Below are 17,884 nucleotides of genomic sequence, written 5' to 3' on the forward strand. Positions count from 1 at the left end.
CGCTAATTTCAACGCTTATTAGCCATTTTTCTTCATAAATGGCCGAAGCCAGCGCTAAAAATGTATACGAATTGCATGTGGGTGGTGAAAAAACAACACGTTGTCACCCTGATTCATTACGACCGTCGACAGCATGCTAGCATGTTGCACCGATTAATAAATGAGTCATGAATGCGCTACATTCTAGCGGCAGCTACGGCTGTTGTCTTTAAGATTCAGGAGAGTGCATGGAGTTCAGTGTAAAAAGCGGTAGTCCGGAAAAACAGCGCAGTGCATGCATTGTAGTTGGTGTTTTCGAACCGCGCCGTCTGTCACCGATTGCCGAGCAGCTGGATAAAATCAGCGATGGCTATATCAGCGCCCTGCTGCGCCGCGGTGAGCTGGAAGGTAAAGTGGGTCAGACGCTGCTGCTGCATCATGTGCCGAATATCCTGTCAGAACGTATTTTGCTGATTGGCTGCGGCAAAGAACGCGAGCTGGATGAGCGTCAGTACAAGCAGGTGATTCAGAAAACCATTAACACGCTGAATGACACCGGCTCGATGGAAGCCGTGTGCTTCCTGACCGAACTGCACGTCAAAGGGCGCAACACCTACTGGAAAGTGCGTCAGGCTGTCGAAACCTCTAAAGAGGCGCTGTATAACTTCGACCAGTTGAAGAGCAACAAAGCCGAACCGCGCCGTCCTTTGCGCAAGCTGGTGTTTAACGTGCCGACCCGCCGTGAGTTAACCAGCGGAGAACGGGCGATTCAGCACGGCCTGGCCGTTGCGGCGGGCGTGAAAGCGGCCAAAGATCTGGGCAACATGCCGCCAAATATCTGTAATCCGGCTTACCTGGCTTCTCAGGCGCGTCAGCTGGCGGATGCCTACAGTAAACACATCTCAACCCGCGTGATTGGCGAGCAGCAGATGAAAGAGCTGGGCATGAACGCCTATCTTGCCGTCGGGGCCGGTTCGCACAATGAATCCCTGATGTCGGTGATTGAGTACAAAGGCAACCCGGATACCGATGCACGCCCCATCGTGCTGGTCGGTAAAGGGCTGACCTTCGACTCCGGCGGTATTTCTATTAAGCCTGCGGACAGCATGGATGAAATGAAGTACGACATGTGCGGTGCGGCATCCGTTTATGGCGTGATGCGCATGGTCGCCGAGCTGAACCTGCCGCTGAACGTCGTGGGCGTACTGGTCGGCTGTGAAAACATGCCGGACGGCAAATCCATGCGCCCGGGCGATGTGCTGACCACCATGTCTGGCCAGACCGTTGAAGTGCTGAATACCGATGCCGAAGGTCGCCTGGTGCTGTGCGATGCCCTGACCTACGTCGAGCGTTTTGATCCGGAAGTGGTCATCGACGTGGCGACGCTGACCGGCGCCTGCGTGATCGCGCTGGGCCATCACGTCAGCGGCCTGCTGTCGAACCACAACCCGCTGGCCCATGAGCTAATCAGCGCGTCAGAACAGTCGGGCGACCGCGCCTGGCGCCTGCCGATGGCCGATGAGTACCAGGAACAGCTGGAATCCAATTTTGCCGATATGGCCAACATCGGTGGCCGTCCGGGCGGCGCGATTACCGCCGCTTGCTTCCTGGCGCGTTTTGCGCGCAAATATAACTGGGCGCACCTGGACATCGCCGGCACCGCGTGGCGCTCCGGCAAGGCCAAAGGGGCCACCGGCCGTCCGGTGCCGATGCTGTCACAGTTCCTGCTGAACCGTGCAGGTCTGAACGGCGACGACTAAACGTCCGGGCAACCGAACCAACCGGGGTGGACGCCATGTCGCCCCGCTTTTCTTTTAGCAGGCAATTCGATGAAAAACGCAACCTTCTACGTGCTGGAAACCGATGCATCCCGCGACGGCTTAACCGCTGTGGAAGCGCTGGTGTGCGATCTGGCGGAAACACGCTGGCGGGCCGGTAAGCGAGTGCTCATCGCCTGTGAAGATGAGCAGCAAGCCATTCGGCTGGATGAGGCGCTCTGGCAGCGCCCTGCCAATGCCTTTGTGCCACATAATCTGGCTGGCGAAGGCCCGCGCTACGGCGCACCGGTCGAGCTGGCCTGGCCGCAGCGTCGGGGCAATTCACCGCGCGACCTGCTGATCAGCCTGCTGCCGCAGTTTGCAGATTTTGCTACTGCTTTCCATGAAGTGATAGACTTCGTTCCTTATGAAGAATCGCTCAAACAGTTAGCGCGCGATCGCTATAAAGCCTATCGCAGCGTTGGCTTCCAATTGAATACGGCAACGCCACCACAGCCGCAAACGACATAGCAGAAATGGATAAGACATATAACCCGCAAGATATCGAGCAGCCGCTTTACGAGCACTGGGAAAAGCAGGGCTACTTCAAACCGAATGGCGACACCAGCCAGGAAAGCTTTTGCATCATGATCCCGCCGCCGAACGTCACCGGTAGCTTGCACATGGGTCACGCCTTCCAGCAAACCATCATGGATACCATGATTCGCTACCAGCGCATGCAGGGCAAAAACACCCTGTGGCAGGCCGGTACCGACCATGCGGGCATCGCCACGCAGATGGTGGTTGAGCGTAAGATCGCCGCAGAAGAAGGCAAAACCCGTCAGGATTACGGTCGTGATGCCTTTATCGACAAAATCTGGCAGTGGAAAGCCGAATCCGGCGGCACCATTACCCGCCAGATGCGCCGCCTGGGCAACTCTGTGGACTGGGAGCGTGAACGCTTCACCATGGATGAAGGCCTGTCCAATGCTGTAAAAGAAGTGTTTGTGCGCCTGTACAAAGAGAACCTGATTTACCGCGGCAAGCGCCTGGTGAACTGGGATCCGAAACTGCGCACCGCGATCTCTGACCTGGAAGTGGAAAACCGTGAGAGCAAAGGCTCCATGTGGCACATCCGCTATCCGCTGGCCAACGGCGCCAAAACCGCCGACGGGAAAGATTATCTGGTTGTCGCCACCACGCGTCCGGAAACGCTGCTGGGCGATACCGGCGTAGCCGTGAACCCGGACGATCCGCGTTATAAAGATCTGATCGGCAAGTTTGTCATGCTGCCGCTGGTTGATCGCCTGATCCCGATCGTGGGTGACGAGCACGCGGATATGGAAAAAGGCACCGGCTGCGTGAAAATCACCCCGGCGCACGACTTCAACGACTATGAAGTGGGCCGTCGTCATAAGCTGCCGATGATCAACATCCTGACCTTTGACGGGGATATCCGTGAAAGCGCGCAGGTTTACGATACCAACGGCGAAGCCAGCACTGTCTACAGTGACGCGATCCCGACTGCGTTCCAGAAGATGGAACGGTTTGCGGCGCGTAAAGCCATCGTGGCCGCGGTGGACGAACTGGGCCTGCTGGAAGAGATCAAACCACACGATCTGACCGTTCCTTACGGCGACCGCGGCGGTGTGGTCATCGAGCCGATGCTGACCGACCAATGGTACGTCCGCACGGCACCGCTGGCAAAAGTGGCCGTTGAAGCCGTTGAGAACGGCGATATTCAGTTTGTACCAAAACAGTACGAGAACATGTACTTCTCCTGGATGCGTGACATTCAGGACTGGTGTATTTCCCGTCAGCTGTGGTGGGGTCACCGCATTCCGGCCTGGTACGATAACGACGGCAACGTATACGTTGGTCGCACCGAAGACGAAGTGCGTAGCGAAAACAACCTGGCCGCCGATGTGGCGCTGCGCCAGGACGACGACGTACTGGATACCTGGTTCTCCTCAGGTCTGTGGACGTTCTCAACGCTGGGCTGGCCGGAAAACACCGAGGCCTTGCGGACCTTCCACCCGACCAGCGTGCTGGTCAGTGGCTTTGACATTATCTTCTTCTGGATTGCCCGCATGATCATGCTGACCATGCATTTCATCAAAGATGAAAACGGCAAACCGCAGGTGCCGTTTAAAACCGTCTATATGACCGGTTTGATCCGCGATGAAGAAGGTCAGAAGATGTCCAAATCCAAGGGCAACGTGATTGACCCGCTGGATATGGTTGACGGCATTTCGCTGGAAGATCTGCTGGAAAAACGCACCGGTAACATGATGCAGCCGCAGTTGGCCGAGAAAATCCGTAAGCGCACCGAGAAACAGTTCCCGAACGGTATTGAGCCATCCGGTACCGATGCGCTGCGCTTTACGCTGGCCGCGCTGGCATCAACCGGTCGTGATATCAACTGGGACATGAAGCGCCTGGAAGGTTATCGCAACTTCTGTAATAAGCTGTGGAACGCCAGCCGCTTTGTGCTGATGAACACCGAAGATCAGGATTGTGGTCAGAACGGTGGCGAGATGACGCTGTCGCTGGCCGATCGCTGGATTCTGACCGAGTTCAACCATACGGTGAAAGCTTACCGTGAAGCCCTGGACAGCTATCGCTTCGATATCGCCGCCAACATTCTGTATGACTTCACCTGGAACCAGTTCTGTGACTGGTACCTGGAGCTGACCAAGCCGGTGATGAACAGCGGCAGCGAAGCAGAACTGCGCGGTACGCGCCATACGCTGGTTCATGTACTGGAAGCGCTGCTGCGCCTGGCGCACCCGATCATTCCGTTCATCACGGAAACCATCTGGCAGCGCGTGAAAGGCCTGAAAAATATCAGCGATGACACCATCATGCTGCAGCCGTTCCCGCAGTTTGATGCGGCGAAAGAAGATGCCGACGCCAAAGCCGACATTGAGTGGATGAAGCAGGCGATCGTCGCGGTGCGTAACATCCGTGCGGAGATGAACATCGCGCCGAGCAAGCTGCTGGATGTGCTGCTGCGTGACTGCTCGCCGGCGGCCCAGCGCCGCGTTGAGGCCAACCGTAACTTCCTGTCGCGCCTGGCGCGTCTGGAAAGCCTGACCATTCTGCCTGCGGGCGAGAAAGGGCCGGTTTCGGTGACCAAAATTGTCGAAGGCGCCGAGCTCCTGATCCCGATGGCGGATCTGGTGGATAAGGCCGCCGAGCTGGAACGTCTGGCGAAAGAGCTGGTGAAACTCGATGTTGAAATCGAGAAGATTCAGACCAAGCTGGCCAACGAAGGCTTTGTGTCCCGTGCCCCGGAAGCGGTCGTCGCCAAAGAGCGTGAACGCGTTGCCGACATGGAACAGTCCAAAGCAAAACTGATTGAACAGCAGGCGGTGATTGCGGCATTGTAATGCGTCGTAGTCCGATAGCTTGAACCTGAAGCCGGGCTTTGCCCGGCTTTTTTATTGCGCTGACTTTGTACCGGAATCCTGATGAAAACCACTGCCGATATTCAGCTGCGGCCCATTACTGCCGCCGACAATCTCCATATCGCCCGGGTCATCCGCGACGTCTCTGCGGAATTTGGCCTGACGGCGGATAAAGGCTACACCGTTGCCGATCCTAATCTGGATCAGCTGTTTGAGCTGTACAGCGCTGAACACAGCGCTTACTGGGTGGTGGAACATCAGGGGAAGGTGATGGGCGGCGGCGGCATTGCCCCGCTCGCCTGCAGCGCGCCGGATATCTGTGAACTGCAAAAGATGTATTTCCTGCCCGCTATCCGCGGCTTCGGCGTGGCGCGCGAACTGGCGCTGTTAGCCATGGATCATGCGCGCCAGCGGGGCTTTCGCCGTTGCTATCTGGAAACCACCGGCAGCCTGACGCGCGCCATTAAGCTTTATGAATCGCTGGGCTTTGCGCGCATCGACCATGCGCTGGGCTGCACCGGCCATGGCGACTGCGAGTTCAGGATGCTGAAAACGCTGTAACGCCGTCAAAAAGCCGGGACGCCGCTGTGAAAGCGCAGCTCCGTGTCCGGCTCACTAATCAGCCTGGCCTCCGCTTCACCAATCGCCCGTACGCGCGCCGTAATGTCTTTGGGTGATATCTGTGCCGCCAGCTCCAGGTAATCCTGGTAATGGCGGGCTTCAGAACGCAGCAGCGAGATATAAAACTTCTCGAGTTCACTGTCCAGGAAAGGCGCCAGGCTGGCAAACCGTTCGCAGGAGCGCGCTTCGATATAGGCACCGCAAATCAGCTTATCCACCAGCGTATCGGGTTCGTGCGTGGTCACTTCGCGCAGCAGCCCTTTGGCGTAACGACTTGAGGTGATTTTCTCGTACACCAGGCCGCGCGACTGCATAATTTCCCACACCTGATAAAAGTGATGCAGCTCTTCTTTAATCAGCAGCACCATTTTCTCTACCAGATCGTCCGCCCACGGTAGCGCATTACGTACGATGATCGTTTTAGTCAGATTTTTATGGGCGTTGATAAAATCGCTGTCGCCGTCTTCGCGAAAGATAAAATTCTCGTAAGGCCGCAGCCACACCAGAATCCGGTCTCCACTTGGCTTGTCGGCGACATATTTGCGAATCAGCCAGACGGCGGTCTGTGCGGCTTTCAGTTCACACACCAGGTGGTCGGTCAGGAGCAGCGTGAGGTTTTCAGGTTTGCGCGCTTCATCAATCCAGGCCTGCGGCGTGCGGCAGTGTAAAAATTGCTGTATCGGTTCAAGTAAGGGTGCGTAATTCATGAATGTCAGACAGGGCCGGAAAACAGAAAAGGCGGAGCAGACTCCGCCCTCGTCAGATTAGTGGCGAATGCCGTTATCGTCTTCGTCGATGACATCGCCATCGTCTTCATCGTCATCCTGGGCATTCGGATCTTCAAAGTAGGTGCCCCAGCCATCGTAGTCGACGTTATATTTTGCCACCAGATTCACCAGCTGCTCTACCTGCGCGTCGATCAGCTCCGCTTTCAACGCGCCTTCGCTGAGAATATCCACGCACATGACGGTGGTGCCGTCTTCCAGCTCCAGCTCTTCCGGCTCGGTGACTTCATAGCCCAGCTTAAACGCGTCCACCGCCGCTTTTTCCAGCGAGTCAAAGTTGTTACAGGAGAGATGGTGCTCAATGGTATAGAGCGCATCGGGATCGCTGCCATCCTCTAACAGTTCTTCGATGATCAGCCGCGTCTCTTCACGCTGCTCTTCCAACAATGCTTCAAATGCCATGGCGATATCCTCTCTGAGTTCGGCAATAAGTCATTATTTTCCCATACTGCCTGTCGCGCCACTACACAAAACAGAAAAGATTATTCTCGCCAGGGTTGAAAATGCATATTCATACGGTTAAATTGAATTTTAATTCATTACGAAACCCGTACCGGAGTGCTGTATGAGTCAGTTGTATCACCGTCATTTTCTCAGGCTGCTGGATTTTACCCCGGCCGAGATCGATTACCTGCTTGCCCTGTCTGCCGAATTAAAACACGCCAAAAAAACCGCCAGCGAAACCCAATACCTGAAAGGCAAAAACATCGCGCTCATCTTCGAAAAAGACTCGACCCGTACCCGATGCTCTTTCGAAGTTGCCGCCTACGATCAGGGAGCTAACGTCACGTATCTTGGCCCGAGCGGCAGCCAGATCGGCCATAAAGAGTCGATGAAAGACACCGCGCGCGTGCTGGGTCGCATGTATGATGGCATTCAGTATCGGGGTTACGGTCAGGCACTGGTGGAAACGCTGGCCGAGCACGCGGGCGTGCCGGTCTGGAACGGCCTGACCACCGAGTTTCACCCTACCCAGTTGCTGGCTGACCTGCTGACCATGCAGGAGCATCTGCCCGCTACACCGCTGAATAAGATGACGCTGGTATACGTTGGCGATGCCCGCAATAACATGGGCAACAGCATGCTGGAAGCCGCCGCGCTGGTCGGGCTGGATCTGCGCATGGTTGCGCCGCAAAGCTGCTGGCCGGAAGCCGGGCTGGTCGCAGAATGCCGTCAGGTCGCCGAAAAGACCGGCGGTAAAATCACCCTGACGGCGGATATTGCCGAGGGCGTAAAAGGTGCCGATTTTATCTATACCGACGTCTGGGTTTCCATGGGCGAAGCCAAAGCGGTGTGGGAAGAACGGATTGCCCTGCTGCGCGACTATCAGGTGAACCGCGCGATGCTGGCGCTGACCGGCAATCCGGCGGTGAAATTCCTGCACTGCTTACCGGCTTTCCATGACGATCAGACCACGCTGGGCCGCCAGATGGCAGAACAGTATGGCCTTAAAGACGGCATGGAAGTCAGCAATGAGGTCTTTGAGTCGGCACACAGCATCGTGTTTGACCAGGCTGAAAACCGGATGCACACCATCAAAGCGGTAATGGTCGCCACGCTGGGACAGCGCTAATCAGACAGACGCAAACGGTTACCTGTTACGCGATTTTTCCTTGATGCCAACCCGCGATGGCGTATAATGCGCCACAATTTGCCGGAGGAAACATGCAACAGCATCGTGGACAATGTGACGCGCTATCTCGCCTGACCGCAGGCGGCACCGCTGTTTCTTTCCGTCATCGAACCGATCTCAAAAAAGCCCCTTTCTAAGGGGCTTTTTTTTGTCCGCAATCCGGCCGCGCAGAGGAGAGAGCTATGGCTAACCCGCTATATCGCAAGCACATCATTTCAATTAACGATCTCAGCCGCGACGAGCTGGAGCTGGTGCTGCATACCGCCGCCCGGCTCAAAGCCAACCCTCAGCCGGAACTGCTGAAACACAACGTGATCGCCAGTTGCTTCTTTGAAGCCTCCACCCGCACCCGGCTGTCGTTTGAAACCGCCATTCATCGCCTGGGTGCCTCCGCCGTCGGCTTTGCCGATGGCAGTAACACCTCGCTGGGCAAGAAGGGGGAAACCCTGGCGGATACCATTTCCGTCATCAGCACCTATGTGGACGCGATTGTGATGCGTCATCCGCAGGAAGGGGCAGCCCGGCTGGCCACGGAGTTCTCCAACGGCATTCCCATTCTGAACGCGGGCGACGGCGCGAATCAGCACCCAACACAAACGCTGCTGGACCTGTTTACTCTCCACGAAACCCAGGGTCGTCTCAGCAATCTGAACGTGGCCATGGTGGGCGATCTCAAATATGGCCGTACCGTTCACTCGCTGACCCAGGCGCTGGCCAAGTTCGACGGCAACCGCTTCTTCTTTATCGCGCCGGATGCGCTGGCAATGCCTGCCTATATCACCGATATGCTGGACGAGCAGAATATTGCCTGGTCGCGCCATGACAGCTTTGAAGAGGTGATGCCTGAGCTGGATATTCTCTATATGACCCGCGTGCAAAAAGAGCGGCTCGATCCCTCAGAATATGCCAACGTCAAAGCCCAGTTTATTTTACGGGCAGCCGATCTGGCCGGAGCCCGCGATAACATGAAAGTGCTGCATCCGCTGCCCCGTATTGATGAAATTACCCCTGACGTGGACACCACGCCGTACGCCTGGTATTTCCAGCAGGCAGGTAACGGTATTTATGCGCGCCAGGCCCTGCTGGCGCTGGTACTGAACAGCGACATCGCCCTGTAAGGAGTGAACAATGAGCCACGATAACAAACTGCAGGTCGAAGCCATCAAAAACGGCACGGTTATCGATCATATCCCGGCGCAGGTGGGCTTTAAGCTCCTGTCGCTGTTTCGCCTGACCGAAACTGACCAGCGCATCACTATTGGTCTGAACCTGCCGTCAGGTGAAATGGGCCGTAAGGACCTGATCAAGATCGAAAACACCTACCTGACCGACGATCAGATCAATCAGCTGGCGTTCTATGCGCCGCATGCGACGGTCAACCGCATCGACGACTATGAAGTGGTGGCCAAGATCGCCCCGACGCTGCCGGATTACATCGATCGGGTGCTTACCTGCCCGAACAGCAACTGCATCAGCCGCAGCGAGCCGGTGTTCTCCAGCTTCGCCGTTAAGCACCGCGCCGATGAGGTGCACCTGAAGTGCAAATACTGTGAGAAAGAGTTCGCCCGCCATGTCGTGCTGGGCCACTTTTAATCGTCCCGGGCGCGCCTATAATGGAACGCGTTCTGTTGCGGGCGGCATCGTTGCTGCCCCGGCCTTACTTTAAGGAGAAATGATGTCTCGTGAAATCAGTACGGAAAAAGCCCCTGCGGCCATTGGCCCTTACGTACAGGGCGTTGATCTCGGCAACATGATCATCACCTCGGGCCAGATTCCCGTGAACCCGGCCACCGGTGAGGTCGCCGATGATGTGTCTGCGCAGGCACGTCAGTCGCTGGAAAACGTGAAGGCAATCGTGGAAGCGGCGGGACTGACGGTAGGCGATATCGTTAAAACCACCGTGTTCGTGAAAGATCTGAATGACTTTGCGACCGTAAACGCCACCTACGAAGCGTTCTTTACTGAGCACAAGGCAAACTTCCCGGCGCGCTCGTGCGTGGAAGTCGCCCGTCTGCCAAAAGATGTGAAGATTGAAATCGAAGCGATTGCACTGCGTCGCTGATAAAACGCGTGCGCACCGGGTGCGCACGCGGCTTTCGGTCTGCCATCAAGCCAGGAATTTGCCCTGCTTACCGCCGACCGTTCACGGTGTGATCAACCTTAAAAGCTTTGCCAGTTATCCTGTCCGCCTGTCGCCAGAGCCATTACGGGTTTGGGCGCAACAACGGCTGTGGGTTGACGCTGAGGCGTCACATCAGCCGCCTGCTGGCCCGCGAGCGTAAACCTGCGCACCAGCGCAGCCAGGCCGTCGGCCTGCTCCTGTAGTGAGAGCGATGCGGCCGAGGCTTCTTCCACCAGAGCCGCATTCTGCTGGGTCACATCGTCCATCTGATTGACCGCCTGATGCACCTGCGCGATCCCCTGGCTCTGCTCTGTGGCCGCAGCGGCGATTTCGTTAACCAGATCGGTAACCTGACTGACCGCACCGCGCATCGTCTCCATATTTTGATTCACGTTATCCGCCTGCGACGTTCCCGATTCAATCAACGCATTTGACGACTGAATCAGCGTTTTGATTTCACGGGCGGCGGTGGTGGAACGCTGCGACAAATTGCGCACTTCCCCTGCCACGACCGCAAAGCCGCGCCCGTGTTCGCCGGCTCGCGCCGCTTCAACCGCCGCGTTCAGCGCCAGAATATTGGTCTGAAACGCAATGCCTTCAATCAGGGTGATAATGTCGCCCACCTTGCCCGCGCTGTCACGGATCGACGTCATGGTATCCAGCATGGTAGTGAGTGCCGCAGAGCTGGTTTCGGAGAGGTTACGCGTATTTTCGGCCAGATTGCTCGCCTGGCGCGTGTTGTCGGCGGTCTGTCTGACGGTTTCGCTGATTTGCGTCATGCTGGCAGCCGTTTGCTCCAGCGAGGCAGCCTGCTCTTCTGTACGGGCAGACAAATCCTCATTCCCTGCCGCAATCTGTGCCGACGCACTGCTGACGGACTGCGAGGCACTGCTGACCGCATACATTGCGGACGAAATACTTTCCATAAGACGATTATAAGAACGCGCCATGACACCGACTTCATCACGGCGGCTGTCATCGGCCTTCAGGGAAAGATCAAGCGTATTGCTGGCGCGTTCCATCAGCCCACCCATGGCATTCAGGCTGCGGCGGACGCGCATGATGGTCAGTATCGTCAGCATCCCCAGGCCAGTAATCGCCAGGGCAATACCGGCGGCCATGCCCCATTTGGTCAGCCGATAAATATGTTGGTTTTGCAGGCGTAACGCTTCACCCATTTTGCTGTTAAATTCAAACTGATCGCGGTAACTGTTTTTTAGCTGGGTGATGGCGCCGCCAATGCCTTCATCATCACTTAACAGCGCCAGGCTGCGTTCATTCTGATGTGCCCGGGAAGCCGTGAGAAATGCCGGAAGATTTTGTTTAACGGCATCGATTAGCCGGAATGACTTTTCTGTCATCACCCGATCGTCGTCGTTGGTAATATCGTTATCGAAATAATATTTCGTCAGTGTCGAAATGTCCTCAATGCGTTTTTGAATAACCGCTTCGAGACTGGCCAGCTTGCCGCTCTCATCCTCTGTCTGATGACGATATAACGCCACAGAGAGGCGATTACTTTCATCCACCAGCCGGTTTAATACCTTGAGCGAATCAATCGTGTTTACCTGCACATATTCAAATCTCGCCTGAAAACCGGCGAGAAGTGAAAGTGTTACGATCCCCAGAATAATTAATGAACCTGCTAAAAGCGAAAAAGCCAGAGAAAGTCTTTGCGTCATATTCATTAAACCGAGCTCCTTTCTTTCCTCCGAGCCTATTCCCGAAGGAAGCCAGAAATTAATCGGCAATAATAAATAAAAATTTATTTCAATTTTTTTAAACCTGAATTCGATTTCAAGTTTAAATTAATTATTCATTGCAAAAACTTATCGAAATTAAATAAACGACCGGATAAAAACAATAACAAAATAAACTATATTTTTTTGAATAGTAAATTTCTGGTGATACATCAAAAAAAGGCGTAATACCCTCGGGGCCAGCATAAAGGAGAAAAGCGGAACCGCGGGGACAGCGCGCCCCGCGGTTGTTGCATCAGGCGCGGGAAGACGGACGCCACAGCCACAGGAGGGTAATCGCCAGCGCGAACAAGGCGCCAAAGCCAATGCCGGTCGCCACGGCGGGCGCACCGGCGCGAATGGCCAGCGTATACAGCCCCAACATGATGAGCATGGCGGTGTTTTCAATCAGGTTCTGCACTGCAATCGCATTGCCCGCGCCGACGCTCTGTTGACCGCGTTCCTGAAGCAGCGCGTTGAGGGGTACAACAAAGAAACCGCCCAGTACGCCGATGATCATCAGCAGCAGGTAAGCATTCAGCAGGGTATGTTGCAGGGCGAAAATCACCACCATCACGCCGATCAGAACGCCCGCGGGCATACAGCGGCGCACGGTTTCCAGCGTCACCAGCTTTGCCGCCAGTGCCGCGCCCACCACAATTCCTACCGCGACCATAGCATTCAGCATGGTCGGCGTTTTGTTATCGCTGATGCCCAGCGCCACGGGTACCCACAGCACCAGCAGAAAACGCAGCGTTACACCTGCGCCCCAAAACAGACTGGTACCGAGCAGAGAAAATCGGGTTTCGGCATTGTTCCATAGCAGGCGCGTCGCGCAGAGAAAACGGCCCAGCATGGCCGCCACATTCCAGCTCTGCCCCGGACGCGCGGCGCGCAGTCTGGGAATAAACAGGTTCGCCACCACCGCCACCGCATAGGTCAGAGCACAGGCGGCCAGTGCGGCAACCAGATTCCAGTCCGACAGGATGCCGCCCGCCACCGAGCCCAGCAGAATAGCCGCAATGGTGGAGGCTTCCATCAGCCCGTTGGCTTTAACCAGCTTTTCGCCATGCGCAATTTCAACCAGAATGCCGTACTTCGCCGGGGAGTACGCGGCAGCCCCGATTCCCACCAGGGTGTAACCCAGGAAAGGATTAAAACCGAAGCAGATCACCATCGCACCGAGCAACTTCAGGCTGTTGGCAAACATCATGGCCCGGCCTTTGGCGATGCTGTCTGCCATCTGGCCGACAAAGGGCGCAAGCAGAATATAAGTGGCAACAAACAGCATCTGCAGTACCGGCTGGCTCCAGACGGGATAGAACTGGTTTTTCAGCAACGCCAGCGTGGCAAACAGCAGGGCGTTATCGCCGAACGCGGAGAAAAACTGCGCCACGATTACCGCTATCATGCCGCGCGACAGTAACGGCGCATCACGTTCTGGGATCATGCCTGGTCCTCTTCCGCCATTTTCTTCAGGGTGACATAGTCAGGTTTGCCACTGCCCAGCAGCGGCAGCTGTTTGACCACACGGATATCGCGCGGTACGGCCAGATCCGCGGCACCCAGCGACCGGGCCGCCTTTTGCAGATCCTCACGCGCTAAGGCGCTGTCGGTAGTAAACAGCACTAATGCTTCACCCCGATTACCGTCGGGCCGCAGCGAGGCCGCGTGCTGTTTCTCCGGCGACGCGCTCAGGGCGATCTGCTCGACCACTTCCAGCGAGACCATTTCCCCGGCAATTTTGGCAAAGCGCTTCGCCCGGCCCTGGATCTGGCAGAAACCGCCGTCATCAAAGCTGACGATATCGCCGGTATCGTACCAGCCCGCTTCCATCTGCCCTTCCCCGTTGTCCGCAGCCGGGGTTTCCAGTACGCCGGGATTCTCCACCCGCAGGTAGCCTTTCATAATATTTGGACCACGCAGTTGCAGCCGCCCGCCCTGTTCAATGCCCGGCACGGACATCAGGCGCGAATCCATTCCCGGCAGAATACGACCTACCGTGTGCGCTTTGGCGGCCATGGGCACGTTGATGGCGACAACAGGCGCGCATTCGGTGACGCCATAGCCTTCCAGAATCCGGATGCCGTATTTTTCCATGTACAGCTGGCGCGTGTTCTCCTGCAGTTTTTCTGCCCCCGCGACCACATAGCGCAGACGGGCAAAGTCATAAGGTTGCGCAAAACGGGCGTAATTCCCCAGGAAGGTTGAAGTGCCAAACAGCACGGTACAGTTGCGGTCGTACACCAACTCAGGCACCACGCGGTAGTGCAGCGGACTGGGATACAGAAAGACCTGCGCCCCGGTCATCAGCGGCGTAAACAGCCCCACAGTCAAGCCGAAGGCATGGAACAGCGGCAACGCTGACATAAAGCGATCGCGTGGCGTAAAGTCGGCCACCGTGCGAATCTGCTCAACGTTCGCCAGCAGGCTTTTATGAGAATGCACCACGCCTTTCGGATGCCCTTCGGAGCCAGAGGTAAACAGCACCATCGCGGCATCTTCCGGCTGTTGCGTCACCTGCGCCTGACGCGGCGCCAGCAAATGCGCCAGTATCCAGAGCTTATCCTGCAACGTGACGGTATCTTTCAGATCTTCCAGATAGATCCACCGCACCTCGGTCAGCGCCTGCGGCAGATGCCAAAGGTTGCCTTTATCCAGGAACTGCCGCGACGTGAACACGGTCTTTACCTGTGACGCAGTCAGCGCCGCACGCAGGCCCGTTACGCCCGCAGAGTAGTTCAGCATGGCGGGCACACGCCCACGTAATGATGCGCCCAGGATCGCCGCCGCCGTGACCGTGGCGTTGGGCAGCAGCAACCCGACGTAATCGCCAGGCTGGCTGTACCGTTCCAGAATGCGTCCAACGCCCAGCGCTTTTTTCAGCAAGCCGGTATAGCTGTCGGGTTTGAAATTCACGTCTTCGATGCATCGCTTAAACGCGCCATAGCGCTGACGGGCACTCAGGAAAGCCTCATACAGGGTTTCCCTGGGTCGCACCGCCATGCGTGCTTCCATCATAATATGATGCAGGTGCTCACCGGCCAGCACGCGACGGTCGCGGGCGCGCTTCGCCTCGGGCATCGGAATATGGGTGCCGGGTAAAATGCTCAGGGTAATACGGGGAAACAGGCGACGCTTGAAAACGCCCGCCAGACGACCGAACGGCGTAAATTCTGCCCCTTCAATGCGCATCGGCACCACGGTCGCGCCAGATTTTGCTGCAACAAAGCCCGCGCCGCTGTAAATCTTCATCAGCGATCCGGTCACGGTAATGCGGCCTTCGGGGAAAATAACCACCGGGCGGCCGCTGTCGATGAGCCGCACCAGCTGCTTCAGCGCCATCGGCTTCATAGGATCGAGCGGCACAAAATCCGCATAGGGTTTTATCAGGCGTAAAAACCAGTGTTCGCTAATAGACGAGTAGATTGCAAATACTGGCTTAACGGGCAGAAACAGCGCCAGTAGCGCGCCATCCAGGAATGAGGTGTGATTGGGCGTAATCAACACTTTCTGCTTGCGCAGCTCAGCGGTATCGCCCCGCAGTTCAACCCGCCACAGCAGGCGAAAAAGCAGACGGAAAAAAGTGAATAACATGCCGGCTCCTTAGCATGGTGAAAACAGCCACTCACGATGCAGGATTTAGCGGTAATCGACAACTGATTATTGGCGGATGCGCCGGAGAAAGCTGACGCAGATCATGACAAGACCAGGCCAGATTTCAGGCAAAAAAAACCCACGCATCTGCGTGGGTCGGTGTAATAACGACTGGCCTTGCCGGAGCAGTGCCCGTTTTCACACCCATCAATACCTCTGGGATTTCTATCCTCTCACCCTTTAGTCGGTCAGAGACAGGTGAAAAAAGAAAATGAATTCGCCGAAATGAAACGAGGTGTAAAAACATCCACACCTCGCTTACAGTTTGATTTGATTAGGATTTATCTGAACCGTTATCCACAGGCTTACTGTAGATAGCATCGGGGGCGATATTCATGTGCTTCAGCACCGGCCCCATGATGTTGCCGAATACCGGCGCGGCCACGGAGCCACCAAAGTGATCGCCAGCGGTCGGGTGGTTAATCATGACGACCAGCGCCACTTCAGGATGGCTGGCGGGAGCAATACCAGCGGTGTAGTTCACATAGCCGCCGTCATATTTACCGCTGTTGCCCATTTTCTCCGCTGTCCCGGTTTTGGTAGCCAGACGATAGCCGGGTACCGCCGCCTTCACCCCGGTCCCGCCCGGTAAGACGTCACTTTCCAGCATGTGCACCACTTCTTTCACCGTTTCAGGATTGGCCACCTGCTTGCCCAGCACGGGTGGCGTGACCTTGGTGATCGACAGCGGACGATAAACCCCATAGGAACCCAGCGTGGCATATTCCCGGGCAATCTGAAGCGGTGTCACGCGTAAACCATAGCCGAAGGAGAAGGTCGCGCGTTCGATATCGGCCCAGCGCGTGCGGTGCAGCGGGAAGTAGCCGACGCTTTCGCCGGTTAAGCCCAGTCCGGTGGGTTTACCGAGGCCAAAGGCATAGTAGGTGTTCACCAGGGCTTCCGCAGGCATTGCCAGGGCAATATGCGAGACGCCGATATCGCTCGATTTTTGCAGGATGCCGGTCATCGTCAGACGCGGCCAGTGCCCGACGTCACGGATCAGGTGGCCGTTCACGCGATAAGGCGTGGTATCCAGTACAGAATCCGGTCGCACCAGGTGGCGCTCCAGCCCTTCCATCACTACCAGCGGTTTCACTGTCGAACCCGGTTCATAACTGTCGTTGATGGCGGTATTGCGCATCTGTGCCGGTGTGGCACCCTGGTAGTTGTTGGGGTTGAACGACGGATAAGAGGCCATTGCCAGAATCTCGCCGGTATCAATTTTGACCAGCACCGCCGCACCGGAGTCGGCCTTGTTGAGCAGCACGCCGTCACGCAGTTTGCTGTACAGCGTGTACTGGCTGAATTTATCAATGCTGAGCTGTACCGTCGGCGGCTGCGTCGGCGGCTGATAGCTAATCATCGAAATGATATTGCCGGCCGCATCCTGGCGATACACTTCTTTGCCCGGCTGACCCTGCAGCACTTTATCGAAGCCTTTTTCCAGGCCATTCAGTCCGGTATTGTCAGCACCGACGATGCCGATAAGCGGTGCCGAGGCTTCACTCATCGGATAGAAGCGGCTGTCGTCATAGACCTCACTGATGCCCTTCAGCTTGAGATCTTTGATGTCTTTGGCGATCCCCAGCTCCACTTTACGTCCCAGATAGAGAAAACGACGTTTAGGATTGGCGGTGATCTGTGACGCGACCTCTTCGGGCCGCATGCCCAGCGCCGCCGCCAGATAGGCCCATTTGGCGCTGGTAAAGTCGGGGTTACTTTCCAGTACGCGCTGCGGATCGGCGATCACGTCACGAGAGGGCACGCTGAGTGCCAGTGCCTCACCATTGCGATCCAGTAAGGTGCCCCGGCTGGTGGGCAGTGTCACGGTACGCAGGGAGCGCTGATCCGCCTCATGCTCCAGCATCGGCTGATTCAGGAACTGCAAATCGGCAACGCGCGCCAGCAAAACGACCATGCAGGCAAATACGCCCAGACAAATCAGGCGAAAACGAAACGGGTTAAACGGGGCTTTTATCTGGTCTTTACCCAGTAATTTTTTTATCCGGGGCATAGCAATCCGCTGCGCTTAAAAAAAAGAGGTCAATCCAGCAGTTATAATCAAAGCGCGGGTGAAAACACAGGAAAACTGTGTATCAGTTCGTTATTGATCGTTTTCCTCGGGGCAAAAAAAACCTGCGTATCTACGCAGGTTGGTGTAATCAAAAAAATCAGTTGATG

Annotated in this window: 14 protein-coding genes; 8 read left to right on the forward strand and 6 right to left on the reverse strand. The window is 56.3% G+C overall.

The features are described from left to right. Positions 1-227: 227 nt before the first annotated feature. The 4 genes from pepA (at position 228) to C1N59_RS17715 (ending at position 5,707) form a co-directional block, all read left to right on the forward strand. On the forward strand, positions 228-1,739 hold the full coding sequence (gene pepA, locus C1N59_RS17700; protein WP_033739229.1) for a leucyl aminopeptidase: 1,512 nt from the start codon (positions 228-230) through the stop codon (positions 1,737-1,739). 69 nt (positions 1,740-1,808) lie between these two features. Then, a complete protein-coding gene (locus C1N59_RS17705) occupies positions 1,809-2,267 on the forward strand; it encodes a DNA polymerase III subunit chi (protein ID WP_033739228.1) in 459 nt (152 codons plus the stop codon). A 5-nt stretch (positions 2,268-2,272) separates the two neighbouring features. After that, positions 2,273-5,128 carry a valine--tRNA ligase gene (locus C1N59_RS17710; RefSeq protein WP_054688224.1) on the forward strand — a complete coding sequence of 952 codons (2,856 nt, stop codon included), beginning with the start codon at positions 2,273-2,275 and terminating at the stop codon, positions 5,126-5,128. A gap of 81 nt (positions 5,129-5,209) precedes the next feature. After that, positions 5,210-5,707, forward strand: a complete 498-nt coding sequence (locus C1N59_RS17715; RefSeq protein ID WP_394549985.1) for a GNAT family N-acetyltransferase — start codon at positions 5,210-5,212, stop codon at positions 5,705-5,707. Positions 5,708-5,712: 5 nt separating this feature from the next. Here the strand turns inward: C1N59_RS17715 and C1N59_RS17720 are convergent, their stop codons facing one another. Both C1N59_RS17720 and rraB read right to left on the reverse strand, forming a co-directional pair. Further along, positions 5,713-6,474 (reverse strand): tRNA isopentenyl-2-thiomethyl-A-37 hydroxylase MiaE, encoded by a 762-nt coding sequence (locus tag C1N59_RS17720; protein ID WP_394549986.1) that lies wholly within the window; start codon positions 6,472-6,474, stop codon positions 5,713-5,715. A gap of 57 nt (positions 6,475-6,531) precedes the next feature. Further along, positions 6,532-6,954: a ribonuclease E inhibitor RraB gene (gene rraB / locus C1N59_RS17725; RefSeq protein WP_006121795.1), complete on the reverse strand. Its 423-nt coding sequence runs from the start codon at positions 6,952-6,954 to the stop codon at positions 6,532-6,534. A gap of 163 nt (positions 6,955-7,117) precedes the next feature. Between rraB and argF the strand changes: the two genes are divergently transcribed. From argF to ridA, 4 genes are all read left to right on the forward strand, one after another. Then, complete coding sequence (gene argF / locus C1N59_RS17730) at positions 7,118-8,125, forward strand: ornithine carbamoyltransferase (RefSeq protein ID WP_006121794.1); 1,008 nt, start codon at positions 7,118-7,120, stop codon at positions 8,123-8,125. Between the two features lie 242 nt (positions 8,126-8,367). Then, positions 8,368-9,303: an aspartate carbamoyltransferase gene (pyrB, locus tag C1N59_RS17735; protein ID WP_006121792.1), complete on the forward strand. Its 936-nt coding sequence runs from the start codon at positions 8,368-8,370 to the stop codon at positions 9,301-9,303. A gap of 10 nt (positions 9,304-9,313) precedes the next feature. Beyond that, positions 9,314-9,778 carry an aspartate carbamoyltransferase regulatory subunit gene (pyrI, locus tag C1N59_RS17740; protein ID WP_054688225.1) on the forward strand — a complete coding sequence of 155 codons (465 nt, stop codon included), beginning with the start codon at positions 9,314-9,316 and terminating at the stop codon, positions 9,776-9,778. An 82-nt stretch (positions 9,779-9,860) separates the two neighbouring features. Then, positions 9,861-10,247: a 2-iminobutanoate/2-iminopropanoate deaminase gene (gene ridA, locus C1N59_RS17745; RefSeq protein WP_006121790.1), complete on the forward strand. Its 387-nt coding sequence runs from the start codon at positions 9,861-9,863 to the stop codon at positions 10,245-10,247. 98 nt (positions 10,248-10,345) lie between these two features. Here the strand turns inward: ridA and C1N59_RS17750 are convergent, their stop codons facing one another. From C1N59_RS17750 to C1N59_RS17765, 4 genes are all read right to left on the reverse strand, one after another. Further along, complete coding sequence (locus C1N59_RS17750) at positions 10,346-11,995, reverse strand: methyl-accepting chemotaxis protein (protein ID WP_054688226.1); 1,650 nt, start codon at positions 11,993-11,995, stop codon at positions 10,346-10,348. 307 nt (positions 11,996-12,302) lie between these two features. Continuing rightward, positions 12,303-13,496 carry a lysophospholipid transporter LplT gene (gene lplT, locus C1N59_RS17755; protein ID WP_054688227.1) on the reverse strand — a complete coding sequence of 398 codons (1,194 nt, stop codon included), beginning with the start codon at positions 13,494-13,496 and terminating at the stop codon, positions 12,303-12,305. Then, positions 13,493-15,643: a bifunctional acyl-ACP--phospholipid O-acyltransferase/long-chain-fatty-acid--ACP ligase gene (gene aas, locus C1N59_RS17760; protein ID WP_110267940.1), complete on the reverse strand. Its 2,151-nt coding sequence runs from the start codon at positions 15,641-15,643 to the stop codon at positions 13,493-13,495. The genes lplT and aas overlap by 4 nt, the downstream gene beginning before the upstream one ends. Positions 15,644-15,977: 334 nt before the next feature. Continuing rightward, positions 15,978-17,717 carry a penicillin-binding transpeptidase domain-containing protein gene (locus C1N59_RS17765; RefSeq protein WP_054688229.1) on the reverse strand — a complete coding sequence of 580 codons (1,740 nt, stop codon included), beginning with the start codon at positions 17,715-17,717 and terminating at the stop codon, positions 15,978-15,980. Between the last annotated feature and the right edge of the window lie 167 nt (positions 17,718-17,884).

The sequence above is a fragment of the Pantoea sp. SGAir0183 genome (genome assembly GCF_043545505.1).